Below are 25308 nucleotides of genomic sequence, written 5' to 3'. Positions count from 1 at the left end.
GGGAGTCTCCTCAAGGAGGGAAGAGGACTTACTTGGAGTTGGCCGACACGTAGTTCACGGCGTCGCCCACGGTCTTCAGGTTGGCGAGCTCGTCGTCCGGGATCTTGACGCCGAACTTGTCCTCGGCCTGCACGGCGATCTCGACCATCGACAGCGAGTCGATGTCCAGGTCGTCCACGAACGACTTCTCGGCGGTGACGTCGTCCTGAGCCACACCGGCCACCTCTTCGACGATCTCGGCGAGGCCGGCGAGGATCTCAGCGTTGTCAGCCATGGGGTAGTTCCCTTCTCGGTGTTTCTTGGGTCTGGGTGCCCTCGGGCGAGTGCCCGCGGGGAGCGTAACGGTGGTCAGGGGCAGACGAACGCCTGCCCGGCGTAGGACAGGCCCGCGCCGAACCCGACCGCCAGCACCACGTCGCCGGACTTCGCCGTCCCGGCCTTGCGCATGTGGTCCAGCGCGAGGGGGATGGACGCCGACGAGGTGTTGCCGGAGTACTTGATGTCGTCGGCGACGACCATTTCTTCGCGAGCGCCCTGCGCCCGCAGCTTCTTCGCGATCGCCTCGACGATGCGCAGGTTCGCCTGGTGCGGGATGAGGACGTCCACATCGGACGGCTTCAGCCCGGCGACCTCCAGCGCCTGCAGTGCGATCGGCGCGATCTGGGTGGTCGCCCACCGGAAGACCGACTGGCCCTCCTGGTAGATGAACTTGTCCTCGGTCATCCCGATCAGGTCGACGAGGTCACCCGCGCTGCCCCAGGAGACCGGGCCGATCTGCGGCTCGTCGGACGCGCCGACGACCGCGGCGCCGGCGCCGTCGGCGAAGATGATCGCGTTCGCGCGGTCGGTCGGGTTCACCGAGTCGGTGAGCTTCTCGGCGCCGATCACGAGGACCTTCTTCGCCGAGCCCGCGCGGACCAGGTCGGAGGCGACCCCGAGGCCGTAGCAGAACCCGGCGCACGCCGCGTTGAGGTCGAACGCGCCGGGGCTCGGGATGCCGATCCGGGCGGCGACCTGGGCGGCCGCGTTCGGGATCTGCGTCGGCATGGTGCAGTTCGGGAGGATCACCGTGTCCACTTCGGACGGGTCGACGCCCGCGTCGGCCAGCGCGGCGGTGCCGGCGGCGACGGCCATGTCGGTGAGCAGCTCGTCCTTCTCGGCGAAGCGGCGCTCGATGATCCCGACGCGCGTCTGGATCCACTCGTCGTTGGTCTCCATCAGCTTCGAGAGGTCGTCGTTGGTGACGACCTTCTTGGGCTGGTAGCTGCCGACGCCCAGCACGCGGCTCCCGCGGGAGCCCGGGTTGAGGCTCAGGGCCGGTCGGTCGGTCACGAGGCGTCCTCCTGGCGCAGCGCCGCCAGTTCGGCCGGCGTCTTCAGCGCGGTGGTAGTGGTCACGACGCCCTTGAGCTGCCGCTTGACCAGGCCGGTCAGCGTGCCCGCGGGCGCGAGTTCGACGGTGCGGGTGACGCCGAGCGCGACGAGGCCGTCCATCGTCAGGTCCCAGCGGACCGACCGGGTGACCTGCGAAACCAGGCGCTCCAGGTACTCGGCCCCGCTGGTGACGACCGCGCCGTCCGCGTTGGACAGCAGCGGGCGCGTCGGGTCGGCCGGGGTGAGCTCGGCGGCGTGGGCGCGCAACGCCTCTTCGGCGGGCGCCATGTACTGCGTGTGGAACGCGCCGGCGACCTTGAGGGCGCGGATCTTCGTGCCTTCAAGGGGTTCGGCGACGATCTTCGCGATCGTGTCGGCGGCCCCGGAGGCGACGATCTGCCCCGCTCCGTTGCGGTTCGCCGCGGTCAGGCCCTGCTCTTCGAGCCAGGCGACGACCTGCTCGGGGTCCCCGAGCATGACCGCGGCCATCGACGTCGGTTCGAGCGCGCACGCCTTCGCCATCTCGGCGCCGCGGACGGCGGCGAGCGCGACGGCGTCTTCGGGCTTGAGCACCCCGGCGATCGCGGCGGCCGCGAGCTCGCCGACGGAGTGGCCGGCGACCGGCGCGTCGGCGGGCACCGGCGCGGTGGCCTGGAGGTGCTCGAAGGTGAGCAGCGACAGGGCGACGATCAGCGGCTGCGCGATCGCGGTGTCCTGGATCTCCTCGGCGTCCCCCTCGGTGCCGAGGCGGAGCAGATCGAGCCCCGCGCGCTCGGACCACTGGGCGACGCGCTCGCGGGCGCCGTCGAGGTCGAGCCAGGGCGTGAACATACCGGGGGCCTGGGACCCCTGACCGGGAGCGAGGACTGCTGCTGTCACCCTCTAAGACAACACGCTGGGGCCCGGTTCCCGTGATGCCGACGCTCACAGTGTCTGCCCGGCGTCTTTGTCGGAAACCTCCAAAGACGCGCCGGACGACCTCGCTCGTAACCCGGAAGCCTTGTCGGGTTCACTGTAATCTGGGTCACGCGCGGGCCGTCACCAGAGGCCGCGGGCGCGGGCCAGCCGGCCCACGGTGAGCGCGATCCGCAGCACCAGCGCGTCCCGCGGGTCGGTCGGCTGGCAGCCGGTCAGGTCCGCCGCCTTCCGCAGGCGGTAGCGGACGGTGTTCGGGTGGACGAACAGCGTCTTCGCGCACGTCTCCAGCACGCCGCCGGACTCGAGGTAGGCCTCCACCGTGCGTTGCAGCGTCGGGCCGGCCTCTTCCAACGGCCGGGCGATCAGGTCGACCAGCAGGCGCTCGGCCTCGGCGTCGCCGGACAGCGCGCGCTCCGGCAGCAGGTCGGCCGAACGGACCGGGCGGGGCGCGCCGGGCCAGCCGACCACCGCGCGCAGCCCGGACAGCGCCTCCGTGGCGCTGTGATGGGCCTCCGCGAGCGTCGCCACGGTCGGGCCCGCGACCACCGGGCCGTCGGCGAACGCCACCGACATCTTGGCCAGGATTTCGCGTTCCTTCAGGCCGCCGTCGGTCGGCCCGCCCACCACGACCACCAGCCGGGAGCCCTGCACCGACAGCAGCACCGGGCGCCCGACGCGAGCCGCGCGGCTGCGGACCTCGAACACCACCGTCGGCGGGTCTTCCGACGGCGGGTTGCCCACCAGGACCGTCGCCGCGGCGGACGGCTCCCAGCCCAGCGCGGTCGCGCGCGAGAGCACCGACTCCTCGGCGTCCCCGCGGACGATGCCGTCGACGACCAGCGCCTCCAGCCGGGCGTCCCACGCGCCGCGCGCCTCCGCGGCGGCGGCGTAGGAGTTCGCCGCCGCGAACGCGATTTCCCGGCCGTAGCGAAGGATTCCCTCGATCAGGGCGGCCCGTTCGGCTTCGTTCGCGGCGAATTCGGGCAGCTGCTCTTCGAAGACTTCGATGGCGAGCCGCACCATGCCGACCGCCTGGCGCAGGCTGACCCACCGCGAAAGCTCGGCCGGCGCGTCGCGGAACGCCTCCGTCGTGAGCTTCAGCGCTTCCTTCGAGTCCCGCAGCCAGCTGACAAAACCGGCGGCGCCGGCCTGCGTGATCAGCAGGACGCTCGCGCGCTGGTCGGCGGGCAGCCGGGCGAACCACGGCAGCCGCCGTTCCATCACCGCGACACTGGCGCTGGCCAGGCTGCCGGACGCGTGCTCGAGCCGCCGGAGTGTCTTCGCGGACAGTCCGTGGTGCTTGGGCACCCGGCGCGGGGCGGTCGTTCCATCCATGGCGGAGGCGATCCTACGTGCCCGCAACTTTCGTAGCCGCCGAAGGCAACGCCGGACGGTATGCGGGGCGTGGACGTACTGCCTAGGATCTCCGGCGAGGGCAGACCAGGAATGGGGGAACCGGAATGACCGGTTTAGAGATCGACGCGATCTCCAAACGCTACGGCGACGTGGTCGCTTTGCGTGAAATGACGTTCGACGTCCGGCCGGGTGAATTGTTCGGCTTCGTCGGCAGCAACGGCGCCGGGAAGACCACCACCATGCGGATCGCGCTCGGCGTGCTGTCCGCCGACGCCGGCCAGGTGCGCTACGAAGGCGAGCCGGTGACGCACGAAACCCGGCGCCACATCGGGTACATGCCGGAAGAACGCGGGCTCTACCCCAAGATGAAGGTCGGCGAGCAGCTCACCTACCTCGCCCGGCTGCACGGGATGTCCGCTTCGGACGCCAGGTCGTCGGCGGAGAAGTGGACCGAACGGCTGGGCGTGGCCTCGCGCCGCGACGACGAGGTCCAGAAGCTCAGCCTCGGCAACCAGCAGCGCGTCCAGCTGGCCGCGGCGCTGGTGCACGAGCCGCGGATCCTGGTGCTCGACGAGCCGTTCTCCGGCCTCGACCCGGTCGCGGTGGACGTGATGAGCCAGGTGCTGCGGGAAAAGGCCGCCGAGGGTGTGCCGGTCGTGTTCTCCAGCCACCAGCTCGACCTCGTGGAGCGCCTCTGCGACCGCGTCGGCATCGTCCGGAGTGGACAGATGGTCGAGATCGGCACGGTCGGCGACCTGCGCTCCGGCGGCGCCGTGCGGCTGCGCGTCGACGTGCCGTCGGCCGGCGACGACTGGGCCGACGGCCTGCCCGGTGTGAAGGTGCTCGGGCGCAAGGGCACGGTGACCGAGCTCGAGCTGGGCGAGGGCGCCGACGACCAGGACGTCCTCAAGGCCGCGCTGGCCACCGGGCCGGTGCGCGAGTTCGCCCGCGAGCAGCCGACGCTGGCCGACCTGTTCCGTTCCGTCGTGACCACCGAGGAGGTCCCCGCATGAGCGCCCCGCTTCCCGATGTGCGGATGAGCCCGATGGGCGCGGTCGGGCTGGTCGCCTCCCGCGAGATCTCCACCCGGGTGAAGTCGAAGGCCTTCCGCGTCGCCACCGCCGTCATGCTGCTGCTGATCGTCGCCGGCATCGTGCTGGTCAAGCTGATCTCCGGCGGGGACAGCGCCGACTCGACGGTCGGGTACACCTCGGCGACCGCGCCGTTCGCCGCGCCGCTGAAGGCCGGCGGCCAGGCCGTTGACGAGAAGATCGACGTCACCCAGGTCGCCGACGAGGCGGCCGGGCGCGCGAAGCTCGAGGACGGCTCGATCGACGCGCTGCTCACCGGCGATGGCAAGAGCGTGCACGTCCAGGTGAAGAAGGACCTCGACAGCAAGCTCGCGAACGTGCTGCAGCTGCTCGCCCGGCAGGCCGCCATCGACCAGCAGATCACCGGCCTGGGCGGCAACCCGGCGCAGTTCCAGGCGGCCGTCGCGGCGGCGAAGTTCGTCGAGGACCCGCCGCTGGAGCAGCCGTACGACTACAACGGCACGCAGCTGGTGCTGGGCATCGTGGCGGGCATCCTGATCTACCTCTCGCTGATGATCAACGGCCAGACCGTCGCCCAGGGTGTCGTCGAGGAGAAGACGTCGCGGGTGGTCGAGCTGCTGCTGTCGACGATCAAGCCGTGGCAGCTGATGGCCGGGAAGGTGCTCGGCATCGGGGTGGTGGGGCTGATCCAGATGGTCGTGATCGGCGTCGGCGGCCTGATCGCCGTGACGGCGACCGGGGCGCTGCCGGATCTCTCGCTGTCTTCGGCGATCGGCGCCGTCGTGTGGCTGATCGTGTGGTACCTGCTCGGGTTCTTCATGTACTCGATCGTGTTCGCCGCGCTGGGTGCGCTGGTTTCGCGCCAGGAAGACGTCGGCGGCGCGACGATGCCCGCGTTGATGTTCGTGATCGCCGGGTACGTGATCGGCATTTCGGTGCTGCCGTCGAATCCGGGCAGCACGTTCGTCGAGGTGCTTTCCGTGATTCCGGTGTTCTCGCCGACGCTGATGCCGATCCGGCTCGCGATGGGCGGGGTGCCGGTGTGGGAAGCGGTGTTGTCGGTGGGGCTGGTGGTGCTGATGATTCCGGGATTGATCTGGCTCGCCGCGCGGATCTACCGCAACGCCGTGATGCGCAGTGGCGCGAAGGTGAAACTGCGCGACGCCCTGCGCGCCGCCTGACGTTCTTCCGCTGTTCATCCGGCCCTCGGGAGCTTCGGCTTCCGGGGGCCGGATTTTGTATACCCGGTAAATGCTCGAGGCCGCCCGGCGCTTGCGGTTTACGCTGCGCCGGACGGCCTCGTCTCCCCGGTCCCCACCGGTAGAACCAGTATGGCCGTGGCTGATCTTCGCGCGCCAGTCGTCTCACTCGATCGTGGGGCGCACGAGTTGCCGCGGCTGGGTACCTGATCAACGATCCGGTGCACAACAGCGCGCACCACCCGAATCGTGATTCGGTGCGAACACCTAGAGGGAGTCGGACATGGGCCAGCAACTGAAGGACGGACTCGGGCAGGCGTGGAACCTCGTCGCCACGTTCGTGCCGAAACTCGTCGGATTCCTGATCATCCTGCTGATCGGCTGGCTGATCGCGAAGGCGGTGTCGAAAGGGCTGAGTCTGGTCCTCGGAAAGGTCGGGTTCGGCAAGCTGATCGAGAAGACCGGCCTTTCCGCCAGCATCGGCCAGCAGAAGATCGACGCGGCCGGGATCCTCGTGAAACTGGTCTACTACTTCATTCTGCTGATCGCGCTGCAGCTGGCGTTCGGCGTGTTCGGGCCGACCAACCCGGTGAGCCAGCTGCTCAACGACATCATCGCGTTCCTGCCGCGGATCGTGGTCGCGCTGGTGCTGATCGTGGTCGCGGCGGCGATCGCGAAGGTCGTGCGTGACGTCGTCTCGTCGGCGATGTCGGGCCGCCCGGCCGGCCGTTACCTGGCGACCGGCGCGTACTGGCTGATCATGGCGTTCGGCATCATCGCGGCCCTCGGCCAGGTGAACATCGCAACGGCGATCACCGGCCCGGTCCTGATCGCGGTCCTGGCGACGATCGGTGGGGTGATCGTGGTCGGCTTCGGCGGCGGACTCATCAAGCCGGCCCAGGACCGCTGGCGCGGCTGGATGGCGAACATGCAGCAGCAGCTGGCCGAGACCCCGGCCCAGCGCACGGGCGAGATGGGCACGAGCGCCCCGCCGCGGGCGACGGTCGGCGCCGACAACACCCCGACCCCGCCGGCGGGCATGCAGCGTCCGCAGGTCTGAGCGGGCTCAGTGAGGTGACGGACGGGCCCGGCGGACGGGGAAGCCGCCGGGCCCGTTCTCGTCTGTGTGCCGGGGCAGCCCGCCGCGCGGGCCCCGGTCCCGACCAGGCCGGGTCGCGTATCCCGACCTCAACCCCCTCCGGCCGTCCCACGCCTCGGGATGTCTCGCCGCTCACAGTCTCTGGGGAATTCACCCTTCGCGGAGCATGTTGGAGCGGGAGGACGAAAGGGGCGTGTCGTGGACTTCCTGCTGCACCACGGGATCACCGTGCTCGGACAGTGGATCTCGATCGCGGAGCTCGCCGGGCAGGTGTTCGCGCTGGCCGTGGTCTTCCTCGCCCAGCGTCGCACCCTGTGGACGTGGCCCGTGCAGGTCGGGGCGACCGTCCTGCTCTTCGCCGTCTACGTCTCCGCGCACCTCGGGGGGCTCGCCGCGCGGCAGGTCGCCATCCTCGCCATCTCCGTCTACGGCTGGTGGGCCTGGACGCGCCGCCAGGACCCTGTCTTCGGCGTCGTCGTGCGGCAGGGACGGCTCGTCGAACGCCTGGCCATGCTCGGCGCCTTCGTCGTCGGCACCACCGTGATGGCGCTGGTCCTGGACGCGCTGCACGCGTCGTGGGCGCCCTGGCCGGACGCCGCCATCTTCGTCGGGACCCTCGTCGCCTTCGGGGCGCAGGGTGCGGGGCTCGTCGAGTTCTGGCTGGTCTGGCTGGTCGTCGACGCGATCGGCGTGCCGCTGCAGATCTCGTCCGGGCTCTACTTCTCCGCCGCGATCTACATCGTCTTCGCCGGGCTCGTCGTGCACGGCTGGTGGAGCTGGAACCGCTCCGCGAAGCAGACGATCGCCGCCCACGACGTCATGGCAGCATCCAGCTGAGCACCGGCGTGCTCTGACCCCACACGATCAGGCACATCACCAGCAGCAGCCCGACGCTCCACGGCAGCACCTTCCGCAGGAGCTTGCCCTCCTCACCGGGCAGGTTCGCGGCCACACACGCGATCGTGAGGTTCTGCGGCGAGACCATCTTGCCGAGCACCCCGCCGGAGCTGTTGGCCGCGGCGAGCAGGTCCGCGGGCAGGCCCGTCTTGTTCGCCGCCGTCACCTGCAACGCGCCGAACAGCGCGTTCGCCGAGGTGTCCGAGCCCGAGACGGCGACGCCGAACCAGCCCAGCACCGGGGAGAGGAACGCCAGGCCCGCGCCCGCGGCCGCGATGAACGTGCCGATCGTGCTCGTCTGGCCGGACAGGTTCATCACGTAGGCCAGCGCGAGCACCCCGGTGACGGTGAGAATCGCGAACCGCAGCTCCTTCACCGTGGCCAGCCACTCGCTCGCGGCGCCGCTCGCCGACACCGCCAGCAGCACCGTTGTCAGGATGCCGGCCAGCAGCACCAGCGTGCCGCCGGTGTTGAGGAACGGCAGCGAGAAGGTGTTGCCGGACACCGGTTTCCCGTTCGGCCCCGCGACGTTCAGGCCCGGCCAGTGGAACTTCCACGTCGCCTTGTCGAGCAGCTTCTTGACCGGCGGCAGCACGGCGACCGAGAAGATCACGATGATCAGGAGGTAGGGCAGGTAGGCCTTGACGACGTCGTTGCGGGAGTCCTCCGGCGGCGTCTCCTCGGTGCCCGCCGTGCCGCCCGTGCCGATCCGGACGGACTCGGGCACCGCGCGGCGGGTCTGGGGGAGCGCCACGAGCGCGGCCGCGCCGGCGAGCGCCGCGCCGATGTCGGCCAGCTGCGGGGACACGAAGTTCGACGCGAGGAACTGCACGAGCCCGAACGCGACCCCGCAGACCAGCGCGGGCAGCCAGGTGTCACGCAGGCCGCGCTTGCCGTCGACGATGATCACCAGCAGCAGCGGCACGACCAGCGCGAGCAACGGCGTCTGGCGGCCGACGATCGAGGAGACCTGCTCCAGCGGCAGCCCGGTGACCTGGGCGAGCGTGACGACCGGGGTGCCCATCGCGCCGAACGCGACCGGCGCGGTGTTCGCGACCAGCGCGACGACGGCGGCCTTCACCGGGTGGAAGCCGACGGCCACCAGCATCACGGCGCTGATCGCGACCGGCGCGCCGAAGCCGGCGAGGGCCTCCATCAGCGCGCCGAAGCAGAAGGCGATGATCAGCGCCTGGATCCGCGGGTCGTCGGAGATCCGGCCGAACGAGCGGCGCAGGACGTCGAAGTGCCCGGTCCGCACGGTGAGCCGGTAGATCCACAGCGCGTTGACGACGATCCACATGATCGGCCACAGCCCGAACGCGGCGCCCGACAGCGCGCCAGAGACGGCCTGGACGATCGGCATCCCGAACGCGGCGATCCCGACGACGAGCGCGACCAGCAGCCCGATCAGGGCGGCGTGGTGCGCCCGCATCCGGATGACGCCGAGGAGGACGAGGACGGTGGCCAGGGGCAGCACGGCGACGAGCGCCGACAGGCCCAGCGAGCCGAGGGGAGTCACGTCTTGAATGAACAGGGCCTGCACGAACACGGGCGACCTCCGTTTTCCACGATGCGAAAACGGCCTTTCGGCGAGTGCCCGAGATCTTCGTCACAAACCAGGCGGTCCGTCAAGAAGTTGAGTCCGGTTGGCCCAACGGGTCAGGCGGTAACGCGGGTTACGGCTTCGGCAGGACGGCCAGGGTGGTCTCGGCGATCGTCTGCAGCTCCGCCGGGCTTGAACCGCCCTTGCCGAGCGCTTCGATGCCGCGGTTGACGGCGAGCAGGAGGCTCGCCAGGTGGGCCGGGTCGTGGCCGCCGGCGATGTCGCCGGCGCGCTGGGCCGCCGCGATGCAGTCCGCCAGCTGGGCGTGCAGCTCGCGGAACGCGCGCTCGGAGCGGGCGGCGATCGCTTCGTCGTGCTGCGCGCACTCCGCCGTGCTCTTCGCGATCAGGCAGCCGCGCCGGTCGCGGTCGGCCGCGGTGTCCGCGGCGATCGCCAGGACGTGCTCGCGCAGCCGCTGGTAGGCGGTGTCGTCCGGCCCGGACAGCGCGCGCCGGGTGCCTTCGGCCGCCTCGGTGCAGTAGTCGTCGTAGACGCGCAGGAACAGCGCGTGCTTGTCCCCGAAGGCGCCGTAGAGGCTGCCTTTGCCGAGGCCGGTCGCCGCCGCGATGTCGTCGATCTTCGTACCCGCGTAACCGGTCGCCCAGAACTGGTCCCGTGCGGCGCGCAGGACCGCGGCCTCGTCGAAGCTCCGGGGTCTCGCCATGAAGTCAGCCTACCCATTCTTGACTATCTCGTCCAGAACCGCGTACGTTCTGGACGAGATAGTCAAGAATTCGGAGGGCGAGATGAACCTGAAGGACAAGACGGCACTGGTGACCGGCGCCGGGACCGGCATCGGCCTGGGCATCGCGAAGCGGTTCGCCGCCGAAGGCGCGCACGTCGTGATCACCGGGCGGCGCAAGGAGGTCCTCGACGACGCCGTCGCCGAGATCGGCGGCAGCGTCCAGGCGATCCGCGCCGACTCCTCGAACCTCGCCGACCTCGACGAGGTCTACCGGGTGATCGCCGAGCGCGGCCGCGGTCTCGACGTCGTCGTGGCCAACTCGGGCGGTGGCGTGACCCAGCCGCTCGGCGAGATCACCGAGGAGCAGTTCGACGCGACCTTCGGCACGAACGTCAAGGGCGTCGTCTTCACCGTGCAGAAGGCCCTGCCGCTGCTGAACGACAAGGCCTCGGTCATCCTCACCGGCTCGACGACGTCGACGCGCGTGGCGCCGGGCATGAGCGTCTACGCGTCGACGAAGTCCGCCGTCCGCAGCTTCGCCCGCACCTGGGCGCTCGACCTGCAGGGCAAGGGAATCCGCGTCAACGTGCTCAGCCCCGGGCCGACGCTCACCCCGGGCCTGCTCGGCCTGGCCGAGCCGGACGCGCAGCAGCAGCTCGTGGACGGCATGGCGAGCCAGGTGCCGCTCGGCCGCCTGGGCGACCCGAGCGAGATCGCCGCGGCGGCGCTGTTCCTGGCCACCGACGAGGCGAGCTTCGTCAACGGCGTCGAGTTCTTCGTCGACGGCGGCCAGGCGCAGGTCTAACGCAGGGTGGCGTGCGAGGGCGTCAGGTCCTTCAGGGTCCGGACGCCCAGCAGCTGCATCGTGCGGACCATCTCCGTCCGCAGGATGTCGACGCAGCGCTGCACCCCGCGCTCACCGCCGGCCATCAGGCCGTACAGGAACGCGCGGCCGACCAGCACCGCGTCGGCGCCGCGGGCGATCGCCGCCACGATGTCGCCGCCCGAGAGGATGCCCGTGTCGATCCAGACCTCGGCGCCGCCCTGGAGCTCGTCCAGCACCGCCGGGAGCAGCTCCAGGGGCGTCGGGGCGCGGTCGAGCTGGCGGCCGCCGTGGTTCGAGATCAGGACCGCGTCCGCGCCGTGCTTGACGACGTCGCGGGCGTCGTCGACGTTCTGCACGCCCTTCACCACGAGCTTCCCGGGCCAGGTGCGGCGCACCCAGTCGAGGTCGTCGAAGTTGAGCGTGGGGTCGAAGAGCTTGTTCAGCAGTTCGGCGACGGTGCCGCCGAAGTGGTTGAGCGAGGCGAAGTTCAGCGGCTCGGTGGTCAGCAGGTTGAACCACCACGCCGGGTGCGTCGCGCCGTCGAGGAACGTCTTGAGGGTCAGCGCCGGCGGGATGGTCAGGCCATTGCGGACGTCACGCAGGCGGGCGCCGCCGACCGGGGTGTCCACGGTCAGCATGAGCGTGTCGTAGCCGTGCTCCCAGGCGCGATTCATCAGATCTTCACCCGCGCCGTGGTCGCGCCAGACGTAGAGCTGGAACCACTTGCGCGCGCCGGGCGCGGCAGCCGCGAGGTCTTCGATCGACGTTGTCGCCATCGTCGAGAGGCCGACCGGGATGCCGTTGCGCTCGGCGACGCGGGCCACCGCGCTCTCGCCCTCGTGCTGCATCATCCGGGTGAACCCGGTGGGGGCGAAGGCGAACGGCAGCGCGGACGTCTTCCCGAGGATCTCGCGCGTGGTGTCCACATCGGACACCCCGCGCAGCACGTTCGGGTGGAACTCGATCCGCCGGTAGGCCTGTCGCGCGCGGCGAAGGCTGTCCTCGAGCTCGGCCGCGCCGTCGGTGTAGTCGAAGGCCGCCCGGGGGGTGCGCTTGCGCGCGATCGTCCGCAGGTCGGCGATGGTGTGCGCGTTCGCCAGCCGCCGGTCGGTCGGGTTCAGCACGATCGGCTTCGGCCGCAGGATCTGCTTCAGCTCGTCCGGCTTCGGCAGTCGGCGCTTCGTCACCTTCATCAACTCCCTGACGACCAACACGGCGAGCGGGACCCGGCAGACATCGGATGTCTGCCGGGTCCCTTTCTAGCACCAGGTCACGCGCTACCGGAATCCGACGTCTGCGGCCCGGCGGCCGCGATGTCGTCGAGCCGGTACTTCGTGGCCGCTTCGAGGACCTTCGCCGAGTCGACCTCGCCGCGCTTGGCCAGGATCGACAGCGCGCCGACGGTGATCGACTCGGCGTCGACCAGGAACTTCCGCCGCGCCGCCGGCCGGGTGTCGGAGAACCCGAACCCGTCGGTGCCCAGCGTCAGCATGTCGGTCGGCACGTACGGGCGGATCAGGTCCGGCACCGCGCGCATCCAGTCCGACACCGCCACGACCGGGCCGTTCGAGCCCTGCAGCTTCTCGGTCACGTACGGCACGCGCGGCTCGCTGCCCGGGTAGAGCAGGTTGTCGTGGTCGATCTCCACGGCCTCGCGCCGCAGCTCGGTCCACGACGTCGCCGACCAGACCGACGCCCGCACGCCCCACTCCTCGGCGAGCAGCCTCTGCGCCTTGAGCGCGTCCGGCATCGTGACGCCCGAGACCAGGATCTGCACCTCCGGACCGTCGCCCGAGGGCGCGTCCGCGTACTTGTACAGACCCTTCAGCAGGCCGTCGACGTCGAGGTTCTCCGGCTCGGCGGGCTGCTGGTACGGCTCGTTGTAGATCGTCATGTAGTAGAAGACGTTCTCGCCGTTGCCGTCCGGGCCGGTCTCGCCGTACATCCGGCGCAGGCCGTCCTTCACGATGTGCGCGATCTCGAACGACCACGACGGGTCGTAGGCCACCGCGGCCGGGTTGGTCGCCGCCAGCAGCAGCGAGTGCCCGTCCGCGTGCTGCAGGCCCTCACCCGTCAGGGTGGTCCGGCCGGCGGTGGCGCCGAGGACGAACCCGCGGGCCATCTGGTCGGCGGCGGCGTAGAGGCCGTCACCGGTGCGCTGGAACCCGAACATCGAGTAGAAGATGTAGATCGGGATCATCGGCTCGCCGTGCGTCGCGTACGACGTGCCGACGGCGGTGAACGACGCGGTCGAGCCCGCCTCGTTGATGCCCTCGTGCAGCAGCTGGCCCTTTTCGGACTCCTTGTAGGCCAGCATCAGGCTCGCGTCGACCGAGGTGTAGGTCTGGCCGTGCGGGTTGTAGATCTTGGCCGTCGGGAACATCGAGTCGAGGCCGAAGGTGCGGGCCTCGTCCGGGATGATCGGGACGACGCGCTTGCCGATCTCGGAGTCCTTCGCCAGCTCGCGGACCAGCCGGACGAACGCCATCGTCGTGGCGACCTCCTGCTTGCCGGAGCCCTTGCGCAGGCCCTCGTAGACCTTGTCGCCGGGCAGCACGAGCGCCTTCGACGCCTTCGGGCGCCGCTCGGGCAGGAAGCCGCCGAGCGCCTTGCGGCGGCCGACCATGTACTCGATCTCGGGCGAGTTCGCGCCCGGGTGGTAGTACGGCGGCAGCTTCGGGTCGCGCTCGAGCTCCTCGTCGCTGATCGGGATCCGCTGCGAGTCGCGGAACAGCTTGAGGTCGTCGAGGGTGAGCTTCTTCATCTGGTGCGTGGCGTTGCGGCCTTCGAACGCCGGGCCCAGGCCGTAACCCTTGATCGTGTGGGCCAGGATCACCGTCGGCTGGCCGTGGTGCTCCAGCGCCGACTTGTACGCCGCGTACACCTTGCGGTAGTCGTGGCCGCCGCGCTTGAGGTTCCAGATGTCGGCGTCGGAGAGGTCCTTGACCAGGTCCTTCGTCCGCGGGTCGCGGCCGAAGAAGTGCTCGCGGACGAAGGCGCCGTCGTTGGCCTTGTACGTCTGGTAGTCGCCGTCGGGCGTCACGTTCATCAGGTTGACCAGGGCGCCGTCGCGGTCGGCGTGCAGCAGCGAGTCCCACTCGCGGCCCCAGATGACCTTGATGACGTTCCAGCCGGCGCCGCGGAAGTACGACTCCAGCTCCTGGATGATCTTGCCGTTGCCGCGCACCGGGCCGTCGAGCCGCTGCAGGTTGCAGTTGATCACGAAGGTCAGGTTGTCGAGGCCCTCGTGCGCCGCGACGTGGATCAGGCCGCGCGACTCGGGCTCGTCCATCTCGCCGTCGCCGAGGAACGCCCAGACGTGCTGGTCGTTCGTGTCCTTGATGCCGCGGTCGCGCAGGTAGCGGTTGAACCGGGCCTGGTAGATGGCGTTCATCGGGCCGAGGCCCATGGACACCGTCGGGTACTCCCAGAACTCCGGCATCAGCCGCGGGTGCGGGTACGACGGCAGGCCGCCGCCCTCACCGGCGTGCGAGAACTCCTGGCGGAAGCCGTCGAGCTGCTGCTCGGTCAGCCGGCCTTCGAGGAACGCGCGGGCGTAGGTGCCGGGGGAGGCGTGGCCCTGGAGGTAGACGTGGTCACCCCCGCCCGAGTGGTCCTTGCCGCGGAAGAAGTGGTTGAACCCGACTTCGTAGAGCGCGGCGGAGGAGGCGTAGGTCGAGATGTGCCCGCCGACGCCGACGCCCGGGCGCTGCGCCCGGTGCACCATGATCGCGGCGTTCCACCGGATGTAGGCGCGGTAGCGGCGCTCGATCTCCTCGTCGCCGGGGAACCACGGTTCGTTCTCCGTCGGGATGGTGTTGACGTAGTCCGTCGACGTGAGCGCCGGCACGCCGACGTGGCGTTCACGGGCGCGCTCCAGGATGCGCAGCATCAGGTACCGGGCCCGCTGCTGACCTCCCCTGGCCAGCGCCTCGTCGAAGGAGTCCAGCCACTCGGCGGTCTCCTCCGGGTCGATGTCGGGCAGGTGCGCCGCCAATCCGTCACGGATGACGCGTACGCGTGCCGGGGTCTCCTTGCCGGAGGCGCCGTCGTTCTGCGGGGCCAAGGGGTCTCCTTGCGAAAAGTTGTAGCCGGTGGTGCTCGTACGCGGGGGTGTACGACTCTCCATCGTCGTCTTCCGTCCCGGCTTCCGCACCGCTACTTGGCGGTAACATCGGCCGACCCGGGCGAGCCACTCCCAGCGCGCGGTGTATCGCGCGCGCGTTTTCTTCCTCCCCACCCTAGGGGACGGGTCCTGGCGGGGTGCCAGACCGGTCGCCGGAGGCACCCGAAACGCCGTCGCGGCGGGTCCCCGCCGCCCCGTATCCTGCGACACGAGTTGTCAAAGATCCGGTGTGGACGGTTGCGCGCAGCGCCGCACCAGTGTTCGCTATCGGCAACCGGGTAGCCGAGTGTGGCGCAGCCGTACCCTCCACGAGGGTGCCGGACCGCCACGCTCCGTCGTAGTTGGAGGAGTGAAAGCAGTGGTCGCCGCGGGAGACGCTGATCAGAGCAGCGTCGCCGAGAGGCTCGGCATCAAGCCCGAGATGGTGGTCCAGGAGATCGGCTGGGACGAGGACGTCGACGACGACGTCCGCGCGGCGATCGAGGAGCAGATCGGCGGGGACATCCTCGACGAGGAAGCCGACGAGGTCATCGACGTGGTGCTGCTGTGGTGGCGCGAAGACGACGGCGACCTCGGCGACGCGCTCATCGACGCCAGGGGCCCCCTGGAAGAAACCGGCGTGATCTGGGTCCTGACCCCGAAGACGGGACAGCCCGGGCACGTCGAGCCGAGCGAGATCGCCGAAGCGGTCCCTGCCGTCGGGCTGGCCCAGACCGCCAACATGAGCGTGGGGGCGAACTGGATCGGCACCCGGCTGGTGTCCCCCAAGTCGAAGTCCAAGCAGCGCTGAACCGGCTCGCCCGGGTGACACGATAGGGTTGTCGTCGCAGGCACGTGTCCGTTCGGGAGAGGAAACGCGGTATGGCCCTCGAGGTCGGCTCTGAGGCCCCTGACTTCACGCTCAACGACTACAACAAGCAGCCGGTCCAGCTGTCGTCCTTCCGGGGTGACAAGCCGGTGCTGGAGGTCTTCTACCCGTTCGCGTTCAGCGGCATCTGCACGGGCGAGCTCTGCCAGCTCCGTGACGAGTTCGCGGACTACGACGGCAAGGGCGTCCAGGTGCTGGGTGTCTCGGTGGACACGCCGTTCTCGCTGAAGGCGTGGGCCGAGAAGGAGGGCTACCAGTTCCCGCTGCTGTCCGACTTCTGGCCGCACGGCGAGGTGGCCCGCGCGTACGGCGTCTTCAACGAGCAGGCGGGCCTGGCGGTCCGCGGCACGTTCCTGGTCGACACCTCCGGTGTGGTCAGGTTCGCCGAGGTCAACGCCCCGGGCGAGGCCCGCGACCAGCAGGCCTGGAAGAAGGCCGTCGCCGAACTGGTGTGAGGTTTCCCGGCGGCGGCCCCCTGGCTGGGGACCGCCGCCGCCGGGCGCATAGCTCAGCGGAAGAGCACTCGGCTTACACCCGAGCGGTCGCAGGTTCGAACCCTGCTGCGCCCACCACGTCGCGCTGACGCATCGTCGTCACCAGCAGGGCCAGGCCCGCGAACAGCACCGCCGCGATCACGCCCGTGACGTTCACCGCGGTCGTGAACGCTGCCTTGGCCTGGGCCGCCAGTTCCGGTCGGGTGACGTCCGCCGCCAGCGTTGTTCCCGCCGGGAACACTGCGCGGTAGACCGCCGTCGCCAGGAGGCCGATCAGGGCCAGGCCCAGCGAGCCGCCCAGGTAGTTGCCCGTGTCGGCCATCGACGCCGCCGAGCCCGCGCGTTCCGGTGGGACCGCGCCGACCACCAGGCCGATGCCGAGCGCGAACAGCGGGCCCGTGCCCAGCGTCAGCACCGCGATGCCCGCCACGACCAGCGGCAGGCCGTCCGCGAAGGCCAGCAGGAGGCTGCCCGCCGCCGAGACCACCAGGCCGCCCGCGATCGCCGTGGCCGGGGTCATCCGGCCCGTCAGCGCCGGCGCCGCTAGTGTGCCCGCCGCGACGCCGAGCCCCATCGGGGCGAACAGCAACGCCGACACCAGCGGCGAATACCCGAGGACGCTCTGCAGGTACTGCGTCACCAGCAGGCCGACCCCGGCCATCGCGACCCCGGCGAACACGAGCGCGACCAGCACGGCGGTGAACGGGCGGTTCCGGAACAGCCGTAGGTCCAGCAACGGCGACGACGAGCTCAGCTGACGCCGGACGAAGACCGTGCCCAGCCCGGCCCCGGCGGCGATCGCGACCAGCGGCACGGTCAGCTCGCCGGCGCTCAGCTGCTTGAGGCCGAACACGATGAGCAGCACGGCCGCCAGCGAGAGCGCGACGCCGGCGAAGTCGAGCCGCCCGGTCGCGGGCGCCTGGGACTCCGGCAGGAGGAACGGGCCGGCCACCAGCAGCACCGCCATCGCCGGGACGGCGACCAGGAAGACCGACCCCCACGCGAAGTGCTGCAGCAGGAACCCGGCGAGCACCGGGCCGGCCGAGCCGCCCGCGAACTGGCAGGTGGCCCAGATCGAGATGGCCTTCCCGCGCTGCCGGTCGTCGCGGAACATGTTCGTGATCAGGGCGAGCGTCGACGGCATCAGTGTCGCCCCGGCGATGCCGAGCGCCCCGCGCGCGACGATGAGCATCTCCGGGCTGGTCGAGAACGCGGCGACGACCGAAAGTGCCGCGAACGCGCCGCCGCCGGTGAGCAGCAGCCGCCGTCGCCCGATCCGGTCGCCGAGGGTGCCCATGGTGATCACGAACCCGGCGACGACGAAGCCGTAGCTGTCGGTGATCCACAGCTGCTCGGTGGCGCTCGCGCCGAGGTCCGCGCTCAGCTGCGGCAGCGCGAGGAACAGCGAGGTCATGTCCATCGCGACGAGCAGGGTGGGCAGCACGAGCACCATCAGCCCCAGCCACTCCCGCCGTCCGGCCGGCTTGTCCATTTCGACTCCTTCTCGGTGGTGCGGTCACCGAGGGGTCGTCGCCGCGGGCCGGGACCGGACACGGGAAAATGAGACCTGAGTCACATAAACCTTCGAGGCCTGTCGCGCGAGTAGCCGTCGACGAAGCGCCGACGCGAAGGAGTCATCCATGAATCGGAAGCTGCGCGCTCTGGTCTCGATCCTGGCCGTGGCCGGCGGCCTGGTGGCCGCCACCGGCACGGCGAGCGCCGGGCAGGTCGGCGACTCGACGAGGTTCGACGTCGGGTACGGCTACGGCACCGCGGGCTCGTTCACCTGGTGGAACCGGGTCGCCGACGTGCAGGGCGACGTCCACATCTCCGACTGGCGGATGAGCGGGGACGCGAACCCGGTCACGATGATCAACATCGTCTTCGACGCGATGAAGGGCTCCGCCCGGGTCGCCTCCGAAGGCCGCACCGTCACCTTCGACGACTACCCGCACGGAAGCCGGTCCATCCACTTCACGCTCGGCAACCCCGACCTGGTCGGCGGGTTCGACCGGATCCGGATCACCCGGTGCTCCTACCTCCAGACGCCCGACGGGCTGCCGCCGGACTGCATGGTCCTCGGCAACTTCTCCCGGCCGTTCTGAGCGCGCGGGAAATCCCCGGGCGGACCGGAGGCCGGCGCCGGTAGCGTCGACGGCGTGAAGATCATCGTGCTGGGCGCGACCGGGCTCGTCGGCCGGGCCGTCACCGCCGCTCTCGAACCGCGTCACGAGGTCGTCCGCGTCTCGCGGACGGCCTCGGTGCGCGCCGATCTCCGGGATCCCGCTTCGCTCGACGCGCTGTTCGGCGAACCGGCCGACGCCGTCGTGTGCTGCGGCGCCAACGTGCCGCTGCGGCCGCTGGCCGAGCTGACCGACGAGCAGGCTCTGGACGACCTGCGCGGCAAGCTGCTCGGCCAGGTGGCCCTGGCGAAGCGAGCCGTGCAACACCTGAACGACGGCGGTTCGATCACCCTCACCGGCGGCACGTTCGACGAGCCGATCCCGGGCAGCGGCCTGGGCGCGCTCGTCAACGCCGGCCTCGAGGGGTTCGTCCGCTCGGCCGCGCCCGAGCTGCCCCGCGGCCTGCGGATCAACGTCGTCAGCCCGGGCTGGGTCACCGAAACCCTCGAGGCCATGGGAAGGACCGGCGGGACACCGGTGGCCGTGGTCGCCGACGCCTACCGCGCGCTCGTCGAGGGTGACGCGAACGGCAGCACCGTCAGACCGGGATAGCCGGTGGCGGCGGAAGTTCACCGCCACCGGCGCCCGGCTCACCGCACGACGAACCCCACGTCGTTGTTGGGCAGGTAGGAGCCCGGCCAGATCGACAGCGGGTCGGACGACAGCCGGCTTCCCAGCCCGCTGTGGAAGTCCGAGTCCAGGTACCACTCCGTGCCCGCGTGGTACTTCGTCGCCGTCATCCCCGGCGGGGCGGTCGTCTGCAGCTTGTACGTGCCCTGCGGGACGTCTTCGAAGTAGTAGTCCGCGCCGCCGGTGGTGGTCACCGTGCGGTTCAGCAGTCCTTCGAACCCACTCGGGCCGACGAGCGAAAACTGCGTCTCCCGGCGGGGTTCGGTGTCCTGGCGGACGCCGTCGCCGTTCGTGTCGTCCCAGGCGCGGCCGTGGATGCGGCCGCCCTGCTGCCCGAAGTGGTCGTAGCCGGTGGGATGCGGCAACGCCAGCGTGCGGTCCTGCGTGTTCCACCCGCTCGTGCGGTAGCCGTCGTCGATCGCGTGGACCGTGTAGTCTCCGAGGGCGAGCCCGGTGAACGCGTAATGGCCGTCCTGGTCGGTGTAAGCGACGTAGTCGGCCGGCGGTGACACCTGGTGGAGGACGACCTTCGCGCCCACCCGGCCCGGCTCGCCCTGGTTCTCGATGTTGTTGCCGTCGCGGTCGAACCAGACGCGGCCCTCCAGGTCGCCGGGACCGGTGTCCGCCACCGCCGGCGCGGTCACCGCCCCCATCAGCACGACCGCCAGAAGCGCCGCTCTTCCCCACAGCCCCACGGTGAATCCCCCTTCTCGGGCGGCCTGTTCGCCGCCGACGGGAAAAACACTAGCGAGGGGCACCGACAGTTTCGGGACTCCAGGCGTGGGCGGCGAAGACCTCGTCGAGGGGCGCGTCCGTCAGGCGGTTCGCGAACGTCGACAGCGTGTAGGTGCCGATGCCCAGCACCACCTCCAAGGCGTTCTGTGGCGTGTATCCGGCGGAGACGAACGCCGAAAGCGCAGCTGGGGGCACGTCGCCCGTCGTGTCCATGACGGCGTGCACGAACTGCCGCAACGCCTCCAGCCGCGGGTCGGGGAGCGGGGCCTGCGCCCGCAGCGCCGTCACCAGTTCGGGTGACGCCGAGAGCCGCGCCAGCGCGGCGGTGTGCATGGCGACGCACACGTGACAGCCGTTGCGTGCGGTCACCGTCATGACCAGCACTTCGCGATCCAGGGCGGGCAGGGTGGTGGTTTCGAAGAGCGCGTTCAGCTTGAGGAAGCCGTTCAGCAGTTCGGGTGACGTCGCCAGCCGCCCGACGGCGGCCGGGACGTGGCCGAACTTCTTCGCCGTGGCCGCCATCGCCGGGCGGGCGGCCGGGGGTGCAGACTCCGGGGTGTGATCGGGGAACAAGACGTCTCCAGACGTAGGATCGACAATGTGGTTGTCGAAACCGTAAACCTGGTTGTCGAACTTGGCAAGGGGTCATGACCGACGCGCCCGGCTACGAGCTGCCCTTCCTGCTCTTCGGCGGCTTCCGCACGCTCATCGACCGCCTGCACGCCGAGCTCGCGCTCCGGGGCCATCCGCACGTCCGGCCGTCGTACGGCTTCGCGATGCAGGCCATCGGGATCCCGGGCGCGACGGCGTCGGAGATCGGCCGCCGTCTCGGCGTCTCCAAGCAGGCGGCCGGCAAGACCGTCGAACGGCTCGAAGCGCTCGGGTACGCCGAGCGTGCCGAAGACCCGGACGACGCGCGCCGCAAGATCGTCCGGCTGACCGCGCACGGTGTCGACGCGCTGACGAAGTCGGCCGAAATCTTCGACGAACTGCGCGCGGACTGGGCACGCACGGTCGGCGCGGAGCGCATCGCCGCCCTCGAGGCGGACCTGCGCGCGGTGGTCGGGCCCGCGGCGTACCGGCTCGACGCCGCGGGCTGGTTCTCGGCCTAGAAGCCGCAGCCCGGGTCCGGCGCGTCCTCGGAGAGGGGGCTGCCCGCCGGGAGCACGTACAGGACCTCCAGCACCAGCGGCGTCGACCCGAGGTTGCGGCCGATGTGCACCTGGTCGGGGTGCTCGGTGAACGCGCGCCCGGTGCCGAAGACGCCGTCGACGCTGCAGTCGGCGAGGTTGTGGGTGAGCGTTCCCGCCTTCACGTAGGCGTAGAGCGTGCCGTCGTGGAAGTGCCAGCCGGTGTACCCGCCGGGCTGGACGGTGATCTCGCGCAGGGTGTAGTCGGTGTGCCCGATCGTCTTCTGCGTGAGGATCGTGCCGGTCACGCCGCTGCCCGGCGTCGCGGACGCGGTCGAGGGCAGCAGGACCGCGGCGAGCGCGGCGGCGGTGAGCACGGTCAACGGCTTGCGCATCAGGGAGCTCCTCTGAGGTCAGTCCCGCCGCAGGGTGCGGCGCAGCATCTTGCCCGACTCCGTCCGCGGCAGCAGCTCGGTGAAGTCGAACCGTTTCGGGGTCTTGAACCCGGCGAGCGCGGCCCGGCAGTGTTCGGCCAGGCGCGCGGCCAGCGCGTCGTCCCCGGGCACTCCCGGCACCGGCTGGACGACGGCGACCACCCGCTGCCCCCATTCGTCGTCCGGCTCGCCGATCACCGCCGCGTCGGCGACGTCCGGGTGGCCGAGCAGCCGTGCCTCGACCTCGGCCGGGTAGATGTTGACCCCGCCGGAGAGGATCAGGTCCGTCCGGCGGTCGAGCAGGAAGACGCGGCCTTCGGGGTCGCGGTAGCCGAAGTCGCCGACGGTGAGGAACTCGCCGGACCGCGCGGCCGCCGTCTTCTCCGGGTCGCCGAGGTAGTCGAGCGTGGTGTGCGCCGAGCTGAAGTAGATCGTGCCCGGCTCGCCGTCCGGCACGTCCTCGCCGTCTTCGTCGACGACCTTCAGCCGCACGCCGGTCAGCGGCCGGCCGACCGTGCCCGGCGCCTCCAGCCAGTCGGCCGCCGTGACGCCGCAGATCAGGCCCTCGGACGCGCCGTAGTACTCGTGCACCACCGGCCCGAGCCAGGCGATCATCCGCTCCTTGACCTCACGCGGGCACGGCGCCGCGCCGTGGATCACGCTGGCCAGGCTCGCCGTGTCGTACCGCGAACGGACGTCTTCGGGCAGCCGCAGCATCCGGTGGAACATGGTCGGCACCAGGTGGGTGCTCGTCACGCGGTGGCGCTCGACCAGCCGCAGCGTCTCTTCGGCGTCGAAGCGGTCCATGAGCACCGCGGAGTGCCCGAGGTGCATCGCGTTGACGGCGAACGAGCCGGGCGCGGCGTGGTAGAGCGGGCAGGCGACGAGGTGCACCCCCGGGCCCGGGTGGACGTCGAACATCGCCAGCAGGTCGCGGTGGATCGCGTGCAGCGACGGCGGTTTCCCGCTGAGCGCGCGGCGGACGCCCTTGGGCCGCCCGGTGGTCCCCGACGTGTAGAGCATCGTCTGACCGGCGGTCCGCGGCTCCGGCGCGGTGTCCGGCTCGTCTTCGCCCCACGACGCGTAGTCGCCCCAGCCGTCCGCCTCTCCGATCGCGAACCGGTGCACCGAGCCGAGATCGGCGCACGTCCGCGCGATGTCGGCCTCGGCGACGACGACCCGCGCGCCGCTGTTGCCCACGACGTAGGCGATCTCCTCGGCCGAAGACCGGTAGTTGACCGGCGTGAAGTACAGCCCGGCCTGCAGGGTGGCGAACAGCAGCTCGAAGTAGGGGAGTCCGTTGTGGACGATCGCGACGACGACGTCACCCTCGCCGAGCCCGAGCCGCCGCAGCGCGTGGGTCAGCCGGTTCGCCCGCGCGGCCAGCTGCCCGAAGGTCGCGGCCGTCCCGTCCGGCGCGAGCACCGCGAGCCGGTCCGGGTGCTGTTCGGCGACGTCGTAGAAGGTGCTCACGCTCCGCACGCTACCGCGCACTGATCCGTGGATCACTCCGGCTTGCGCTGGAGTTCACTCCAGCTCCTAGCGTCGGGGTATGACCACTGCACAGCACAAGATCGGCTCGGGCTTCGGCGCCACCAGCACCGCGGCCGACGTCCTGGCCGGGATCGACCTGACCGGCAAGCTCGCGATCGTCACCGGCGGCTACTCGGGCCTCGGCCTGGAGACGACTCGGGCGTTGACGCGGGCGGGCGCGCACGTCGTCGTCCCGGCCCGGCGCCGCGCCACAGCGGAAGAAGCGTTGCGGGGCCTCGACAACGTCGAAGTCGACGAGCTCGACTTGGCCGACCTCGACAGCGTCCGCGCGTTCGCCGAGCGGTTCGTCGCCTCCGGGCGCGGGATCGACGTCTTCATCGGCAGCGCCGGGATCATGGCGGCGCCGGAAACCCGCGTCGGGCCGGGCTGGGAGGCGCAGTTCGCGACCAACCACCTCGGGCACTTCGCCCTGGTGAACCGGCTCTGGCCGGCCTTCACGCCGGGCGCCCGCGTCGTTTCGGTGTCTTCGCGCGGCCACCACTTCGGCCCGGTGCGCTTCGACGACCTGAACTTCGAGCAGGGTTACGACAAGTGGCTCGCCTACGGCCAGGCGAAGACGGCGAACGTGCTCTTCGCGGTCCAGCTCGACAAGCTGGCGCGGGAGCGGGGGATCCGCGCGTTCGCGCTGCACCCGGGCCGGATCATGACCGACCTCGTGCGCTACCTCGACCGCGAGGAGCTCGTCGCCGCCGGGATGCTCGACGCCGACGGCGAGGTGACCGGCGACGTCAAGACGCCCGAGCAGGGCGCCGCGACCCAGGTCTGGGCCGCGACGTCCCCGCAGCTCGACGGCCTGGGCGGGGTGTACCTCGAGGACTGCGACATCGCCGAGCCCGCTCCGGCCGACGGCGGGCGGTCAGGGGTGAAGGACTACGCGGTCGACCCGGCGCAGGCCGAGCGCCTGTGGACGGTGTCGGCCGAGCTGACCGGCGTCGACGCGTTCGCCTGAGACTGTCAGAGCTTCTCGACCTGCTTCACCAGCAGGTCGATCTCCTCTTCGGTGTTGTAGTAGTGCACCGACGCCCGGACCATGTCGGGCAGCTCGCGCGCGGTGAAGTCGTACTGCGCCGACGTCCTCGACGACACCGACGTGTTGATGCCCGCCTCGGCGAGGCGGGCCTTGACGTCCGCGGCCGGGGTGCCGTCGACGCTGAAGGTCGTGATGCCGCACTTCTTCGCGCCGATGTCGTGCACCTGGGCGCCGGCGTCGGCGAGCCGGCTCCGCAGGGTCGCGGCGAGAGTGGCGACGCGCGTCTCGATGGCCGGCAGGCCCCAGCCGAGCGCGTAGTCGATGGCCGCGCCGAGGCCGTACACGGCGGCGAAGTCGCGTTCCCACACTTCGAAGCGCTTCGCACTCGGGTCGACGACGTACTCGGTGGGCGACGTCCAGCTCGCGGAGTGCAGGTCGAGCATCGCCGGCTCCAGCCGCTCCCGCAGCCGCGGGTGCGCGTAGAGGAACCCGGTGCCGCGCGGGCCGCGCAGGTACTTGCGGCCGGTCACCGACAGCGCGTCGCACTTCAGGCGGGTGACGTCGAGGTCGACCTGGCCGGCCGACTGGCACGCGTCGAGCAGGAACGGGATGCCCGCCGCCTCGGCGACCGCGCCGATCTCCTCGGCGGGGTTGACCAGGCCGCCCTGGGTGGGCACGTGGCTGACCGCGATGAGCTTGACGCTGCCGTCGACGCGCCGCTTCAGGTCTTCGACGTCCAGCTGCCCGGTCTCGTCGTCGCCGACCACCTCGACCACCGCGCCGGTGCGCCGCGCGACCTGCAGGAACGCGATGGCGTTGCTGGCGTACTCCGCGCGGGAGGTGAGGATCCGGTCCCCGGCGGCGAACGGCAGCGCGTAGAAGACGGCCTGCCAGGACCGCGTCGCGTTGTCGGTGATCGCGATGTCGTCGGCCTCGCCGCCGACCAGCCGGGCCGCCGACGTGTACACCGCGTCCAGCCGGTCCTTCGTTTCGGCGGCCGCCTCGTACCCGCCGACCAGCGCTTCGTGGCGGAGGTAGTCGACCACGGTGTCGGTGACGACGGCCGGGGGCAGCGCGGAGCCGGCGTTGTTGAGGTGGACCACTTCGGCGCAGCCGGGCGTTTCACGGCGGGCGCGTGCGACGTCGAAGGTCATAGGAACTGAATACAGTAGCTGC

General features: G+C 70.8%; 25 protein-coding genes and 1 tRNA gene. 12 read left to right on the top strand and 14 right to left on the bottom strand.

What is annotated here, in order from left to right:
- Nucleotides 1-28: 28 nt before the first annotated feature.
- The 4 genes from ACZ63J_RS41475 to ACZ63J_RS41460 all read right to left on the bottom strand — a co-directional run bounded on the left by ACZ63J_RS41475 (nucleotide 29) and on the right by ACZ63J_RS41460 (nucleotide 3626).
- A complete protein-coding gene (locus ACZ63J_RS41475) occupies nucleotides 29-274 on the bottom strand; it encodes an acyl carrier protein (protein ID WP_004559006.1) in 246 nt (81 codons plus the stop codon).
- Between the two features lie 74 nt (nucleotides 275-348).
- The gene (locus ACZ63J_RS41470; protein WP_465340361.1) at nucleotides 349-1332 is read right to left on the bottom strand and encodes a beta-ketoacyl-ACP synthase III; all 984 of its coding nucleotides are present in this window, start codon (nucleotides 1330-1332) and stop codon (nucleotides 349-351) included.
- Nucleotides 1329-2252, bottom strand: coding sequence for an ACP S-malonyltransferase (locus tag ACZ63J_RS41465; RefSeq protein ID WP_465340362.1), 924 nt, complete (start codon nucleotides 2250-2252; stop codon nucleotides 1329-1331). Before ACZ63J_RS41465 ends, ACZ63J_RS41470 begins: the two co-directional genes overlap by 4 nt.
- Before the next feature lie 159 nt (nucleotides 2253-2411).
- A complete protein-coding gene (locus tag ACZ63J_RS41460; protein WP_465340363.1) occupies nucleotides 2412-3626 on the bottom strand; it encodes a PucR family transcriptional regulator in 1215 nt (404 codons plus the stop codon).
- Between the two features lie 125 nt (nucleotides 3627-3751).
- Here ACZ63J_RS41460 and ACZ63J_RS41455 point away from each other — a divergent pair, with 125 nt between their 5' ends.
- The 4 genes from ACZ63J_RS41455 (at nucleotide 3752) to ACZ63J_RS41440 (ending at nucleotide 7834) form a co-directional block, all read left to right on the top strand.
- Nucleotides 3752-4660: an ABC transporter ATP-binding protein gene (locus ACZ63J_RS41455; protein WP_465407403.1), complete on the top strand. Its 909-nt coding sequence runs from the start codon at nucleotides 3752-3754 to the stop codon at nucleotides 4658-4660.
- Nucleotides 4657-5880: an ABC transporter permease gene (locus ACZ63J_RS41450; RefSeq protein ID WP_465407401.1), complete on the top strand. Its 1224-nt coding sequence runs from the start codon at nucleotides 4657-4659 to the stop codon at nucleotides 5878-5880. The genes ACZ63J_RS41455 and ACZ63J_RS41450 overlap by 4 nt, the downstream gene beginning before the upstream one ends.
- 301 nt (nucleotides 5881-6181) lie before the next feature.
- Entirely contained in the window at nucleotides 6182-6958 is a 777-nt protein-coding gene (locus ACZ63J_RS41445) for a mechanosensitive ion channel family protein (protein ID WP_465314419.1), read from the top strand.
- A 237-nt stretch (nucleotides 6959-7195) separates the two neighbouring features.
- Nucleotides 7196-7834, top strand: coding sequence for a nicotinamide mononucleotide transporter family protein (locus ACZ63J_RS41440; RefSeq protein ID WP_465314420.1), 639 nt, complete (start codon nucleotides 7196-7198; stop codon nucleotides 7832-7834).
- Here ACZ63J_RS41440 and ACZ63J_RS41435 read toward each other — a convergent pair.
- Both ACZ63J_RS41435 and ACZ63J_RS41430 read right to left on the bottom strand, forming a co-directional pair.
- The gene (locus ACZ63J_RS41435; RefSeq protein WP_465407494.1) at nucleotides 7815-9428 is read right to left on the bottom strand and encodes an L-lactate permease; all 1614 of its coding nucleotides are present in this window, start codon (nucleotides 9426-9428) and stop codon (nucleotides 7815-7817) included. The genes ACZ63J_RS41440 and ACZ63J_RS41435 overlap by 20 nt on opposite strands.
- Nucleotides 9429-9570: 142 nt before the next feature.
- A complete protein-coding gene (locus tag ACZ63J_RS41430; protein ID WP_465407400.1) occupies nucleotides 9571-10161 on the bottom strand; it encodes a TetR/AcrR family transcriptional regulator in 591 nt (196 codons plus the stop codon).
- An 82-nt stretch (nucleotides 10162-10243) separates the two neighbouring features.
- Between ACZ63J_RS41430 and ACZ63J_RS41425 the strand changes: the two genes are divergently transcribed.
- Nucleotides 10244-10987, top strand: coding sequence for an SDR family oxidoreductase (locus tag ACZ63J_RS41425; RefSeq protein ID WP_465407398.1), 744 nt, complete (start codon nucleotides 10244-10246; stop codon nucleotides 10985-10987).
- Here ACZ63J_RS41425 and ACZ63J_RS41420 read toward each other — a convergent pair.
- Both ACZ63J_RS41420 and aceE read right to left on the bottom strand, forming a co-directional pair.
- Entirely contained in the window at nucleotides 10984-12195 is a 1212-nt protein-coding gene (locus tag ACZ63J_RS41420) for an alpha-hydroxy acid oxidase (protein WP_465314424.1), read from the bottom strand. The genes ACZ63J_RS41425 and ACZ63J_RS41420 overlap by 4 nt on opposite strands.
- An 83-nt stretch (nucleotides 12196-12278) precedes the next feature.
- A complete protein-coding gene (gene aceE, locus ACZ63J_RS41415) occupies nucleotides 12279-15074 on the bottom strand; it encodes a pyruvate dehydrogenase (acetyl-transferring), homodimeric type (protein ID WP_465407396.1) in 2796 nt (931 codons plus the stop codon).
- Between the two features lie 418 nt (nucleotides 15075-15492).
- Here aceE and ACZ63J_RS41410 point away from each other — a divergent pair, with 418 nt between their 5' ends.
- From ACZ63J_RS41410 to ACZ63J_RS41400, 3 genes are all read left to right on the top strand, one after another.
- A complete protein-coding gene (locus tag ACZ63J_RS41410; protein WP_465314426.1) occupies nucleotides 15493-15924 on the top strand; it encodes a DUF3052 domain-containing protein in 432 nt (143 codons plus the stop codon).
- A 71-nt stretch (nucleotides 15925-15995) separates the two neighbouring features.
- Complete coding sequence (locus ACZ63J_RS41405) at nucleotides 15996-16457, top strand: peroxiredoxin (RefSeq protein WP_465407394.1); 462 nt, start codon at nucleotides 15996-15998, stop codon at nucleotides 16455-16457.
- Between the two features lie 42 nt (nucleotides 16458-16499).
- Nucleotides 16500-16574: transfer RNA gene (locus ACZ63J_RS41400), tRNA-Val, on the top strand.
- Here the strand turns inward: ACZ63J_RS41400 and ACZ63J_RS41395 are convergent.
- Complete coding sequence (locus ACZ63J_RS41395) at nucleotides 16531-17910, bottom strand: MFS transporter (protein ID WP_465407492.1); 1380 nt, start codon at nucleotides 17908-17910, stop codon at nucleotides 16531-16533. The genes ACZ63J_RS41400 and ACZ63J_RS41395 overlap by 44 nt on opposite strands.
- 226 nt (nucleotides 17911-18136) lie before the next feature.
- Here ACZ63J_RS41395 and ACZ63J_RS41390 point away from each other — a divergent pair, with 226 nt between their 5' ends.
- Together ACZ63J_RS41390 and ACZ63J_RS41385 are read left to right on the top strand one after the other, a co-directional pair.
- On the top strand, nucleotides 18137-18601 hold the full coding sequence (locus tag ACZ63J_RS41390) for a hypothetical protein (RefSeq protein WP_465407392.1): 465 nt from the start codon (nucleotides 18137-18139) through the stop codon (nucleotides 18599-18601).
- A 54-nt stretch (nucleotides 18602-18655) separates the two neighbouring features.
- Nucleotides 18656-19231, top strand: a complete 576-nt coding sequence (locus ACZ63J_RS41385; RefSeq protein WP_465407390.1) for a short chain dehydrogenase — start codon at nucleotides 18656-18658, stop codon at nucleotides 19229-19231.
- Between the two features lie 38 nt (nucleotides 19232-19269).
- Here ACZ63J_RS41385 and ACZ63J_RS41380 read toward each other — a convergent pair whose 3' ends face one another.
- Both ACZ63J_RS41380 and ACZ63J_RS41375 read right to left on the bottom strand, forming a co-directional pair.
- A complete protein-coding gene (locus ACZ63J_RS41380) occupies nucleotides 19270-20004 on the bottom strand; it encodes an SdrD B-like domain-containing protein (protein ID WP_465407388.1) in 735 nt (244 codons plus the stop codon).
- A gap of 49 nt (nucleotides 20005-20053) precedes the next feature.
- On the bottom strand, nucleotides 20054-20566 hold the full coding sequence (locus tag ACZ63J_RS41375) for a carboxymuconolactone decarboxylase family protein (RefSeq protein ID WP_465407491.1): 513 nt from the start codon (nucleotides 20564-20566) through the stop codon (nucleotides 20054-20056).
- Between the two features lie 125 nt (nucleotides 20567-20691).
- Between ACZ63J_RS41375 and ACZ63J_RS41370 the strand changes: the two genes are divergently transcribed.
- Nucleotides 20692-21156: a MarR family winged helix-turn-helix transcriptional regulator gene (locus ACZ63J_RS41370; RefSeq protein WP_465407387.1), complete on the top strand. Its 465-nt coding sequence runs from the start codon at nucleotides 20692-20694 to the stop codon at nucleotides 21154-21156.
- On the opposite strand, the gene ACZ63J_RS41365 is transcribed toward ACZ63J_RS41370, so the two are convergent.
- Nucleotides 21153-21569: a cupin domain-containing protein gene (locus ACZ63J_RS41365; protein WP_465340385.1), complete on the bottom strand. Its 417-nt coding sequence runs from the start codon at nucleotides 21567-21569 to the stop codon at nucleotides 21153-21155. The genes ACZ63J_RS41370 and ACZ63J_RS41365 overlap by 4 nt on opposite strands.
- Before the next feature lie 18 nt (nucleotides 21570-21587).
- Nucleotides 21588-23081, bottom strand: coding sequence for an AMP-binding protein (locus ACZ63J_RS41360; RefSeq protein WP_465407385.1), 1494 nt, complete (start codon nucleotides 23079-23081; stop codon nucleotides 21588-21590).
- A 79-nt stretch (nucleotides 23082-23160) separates the two neighbouring features.
- Here ACZ63J_RS41360 and ACZ63J_RS41355 point away from each other — a divergent pair, with 79 nt between their 5' ends.
- Nucleotides 23161-24111, top strand: coding sequence for an SDR family NAD(P)-dependent oxidoreductase (locus ACZ63J_RS41355; RefSeq protein WP_465407383.1), 951 nt, complete (start codon nucleotides 23161-23163; stop codon nucleotides 24109-24111).
- A gap of 5 nt (nucleotides 24112-24116) precedes the next feature.
- On the opposite strand, the gene ACZ63J_RS41350 is transcribed toward ACZ63J_RS41355, so the two are convergent.
- A complete protein-coding gene (locus ACZ63J_RS41350) occupies nucleotides 24117-25286 on the bottom strand; it encodes an aminotransferase class V-fold PLP-dependent enzyme (protein WP_465407381.1) in 1170 nt (389 codons plus the stop codon).
- Nucleotides 25287-25308: the final 22 nt, after the last annotated feature.

This window comes from Amycolatopsis sp. NPDC104863 (assembly GCF_055582965.1).
This window is presented reverse-complemented; position numbering and strand designations above follow the sequence as displayed.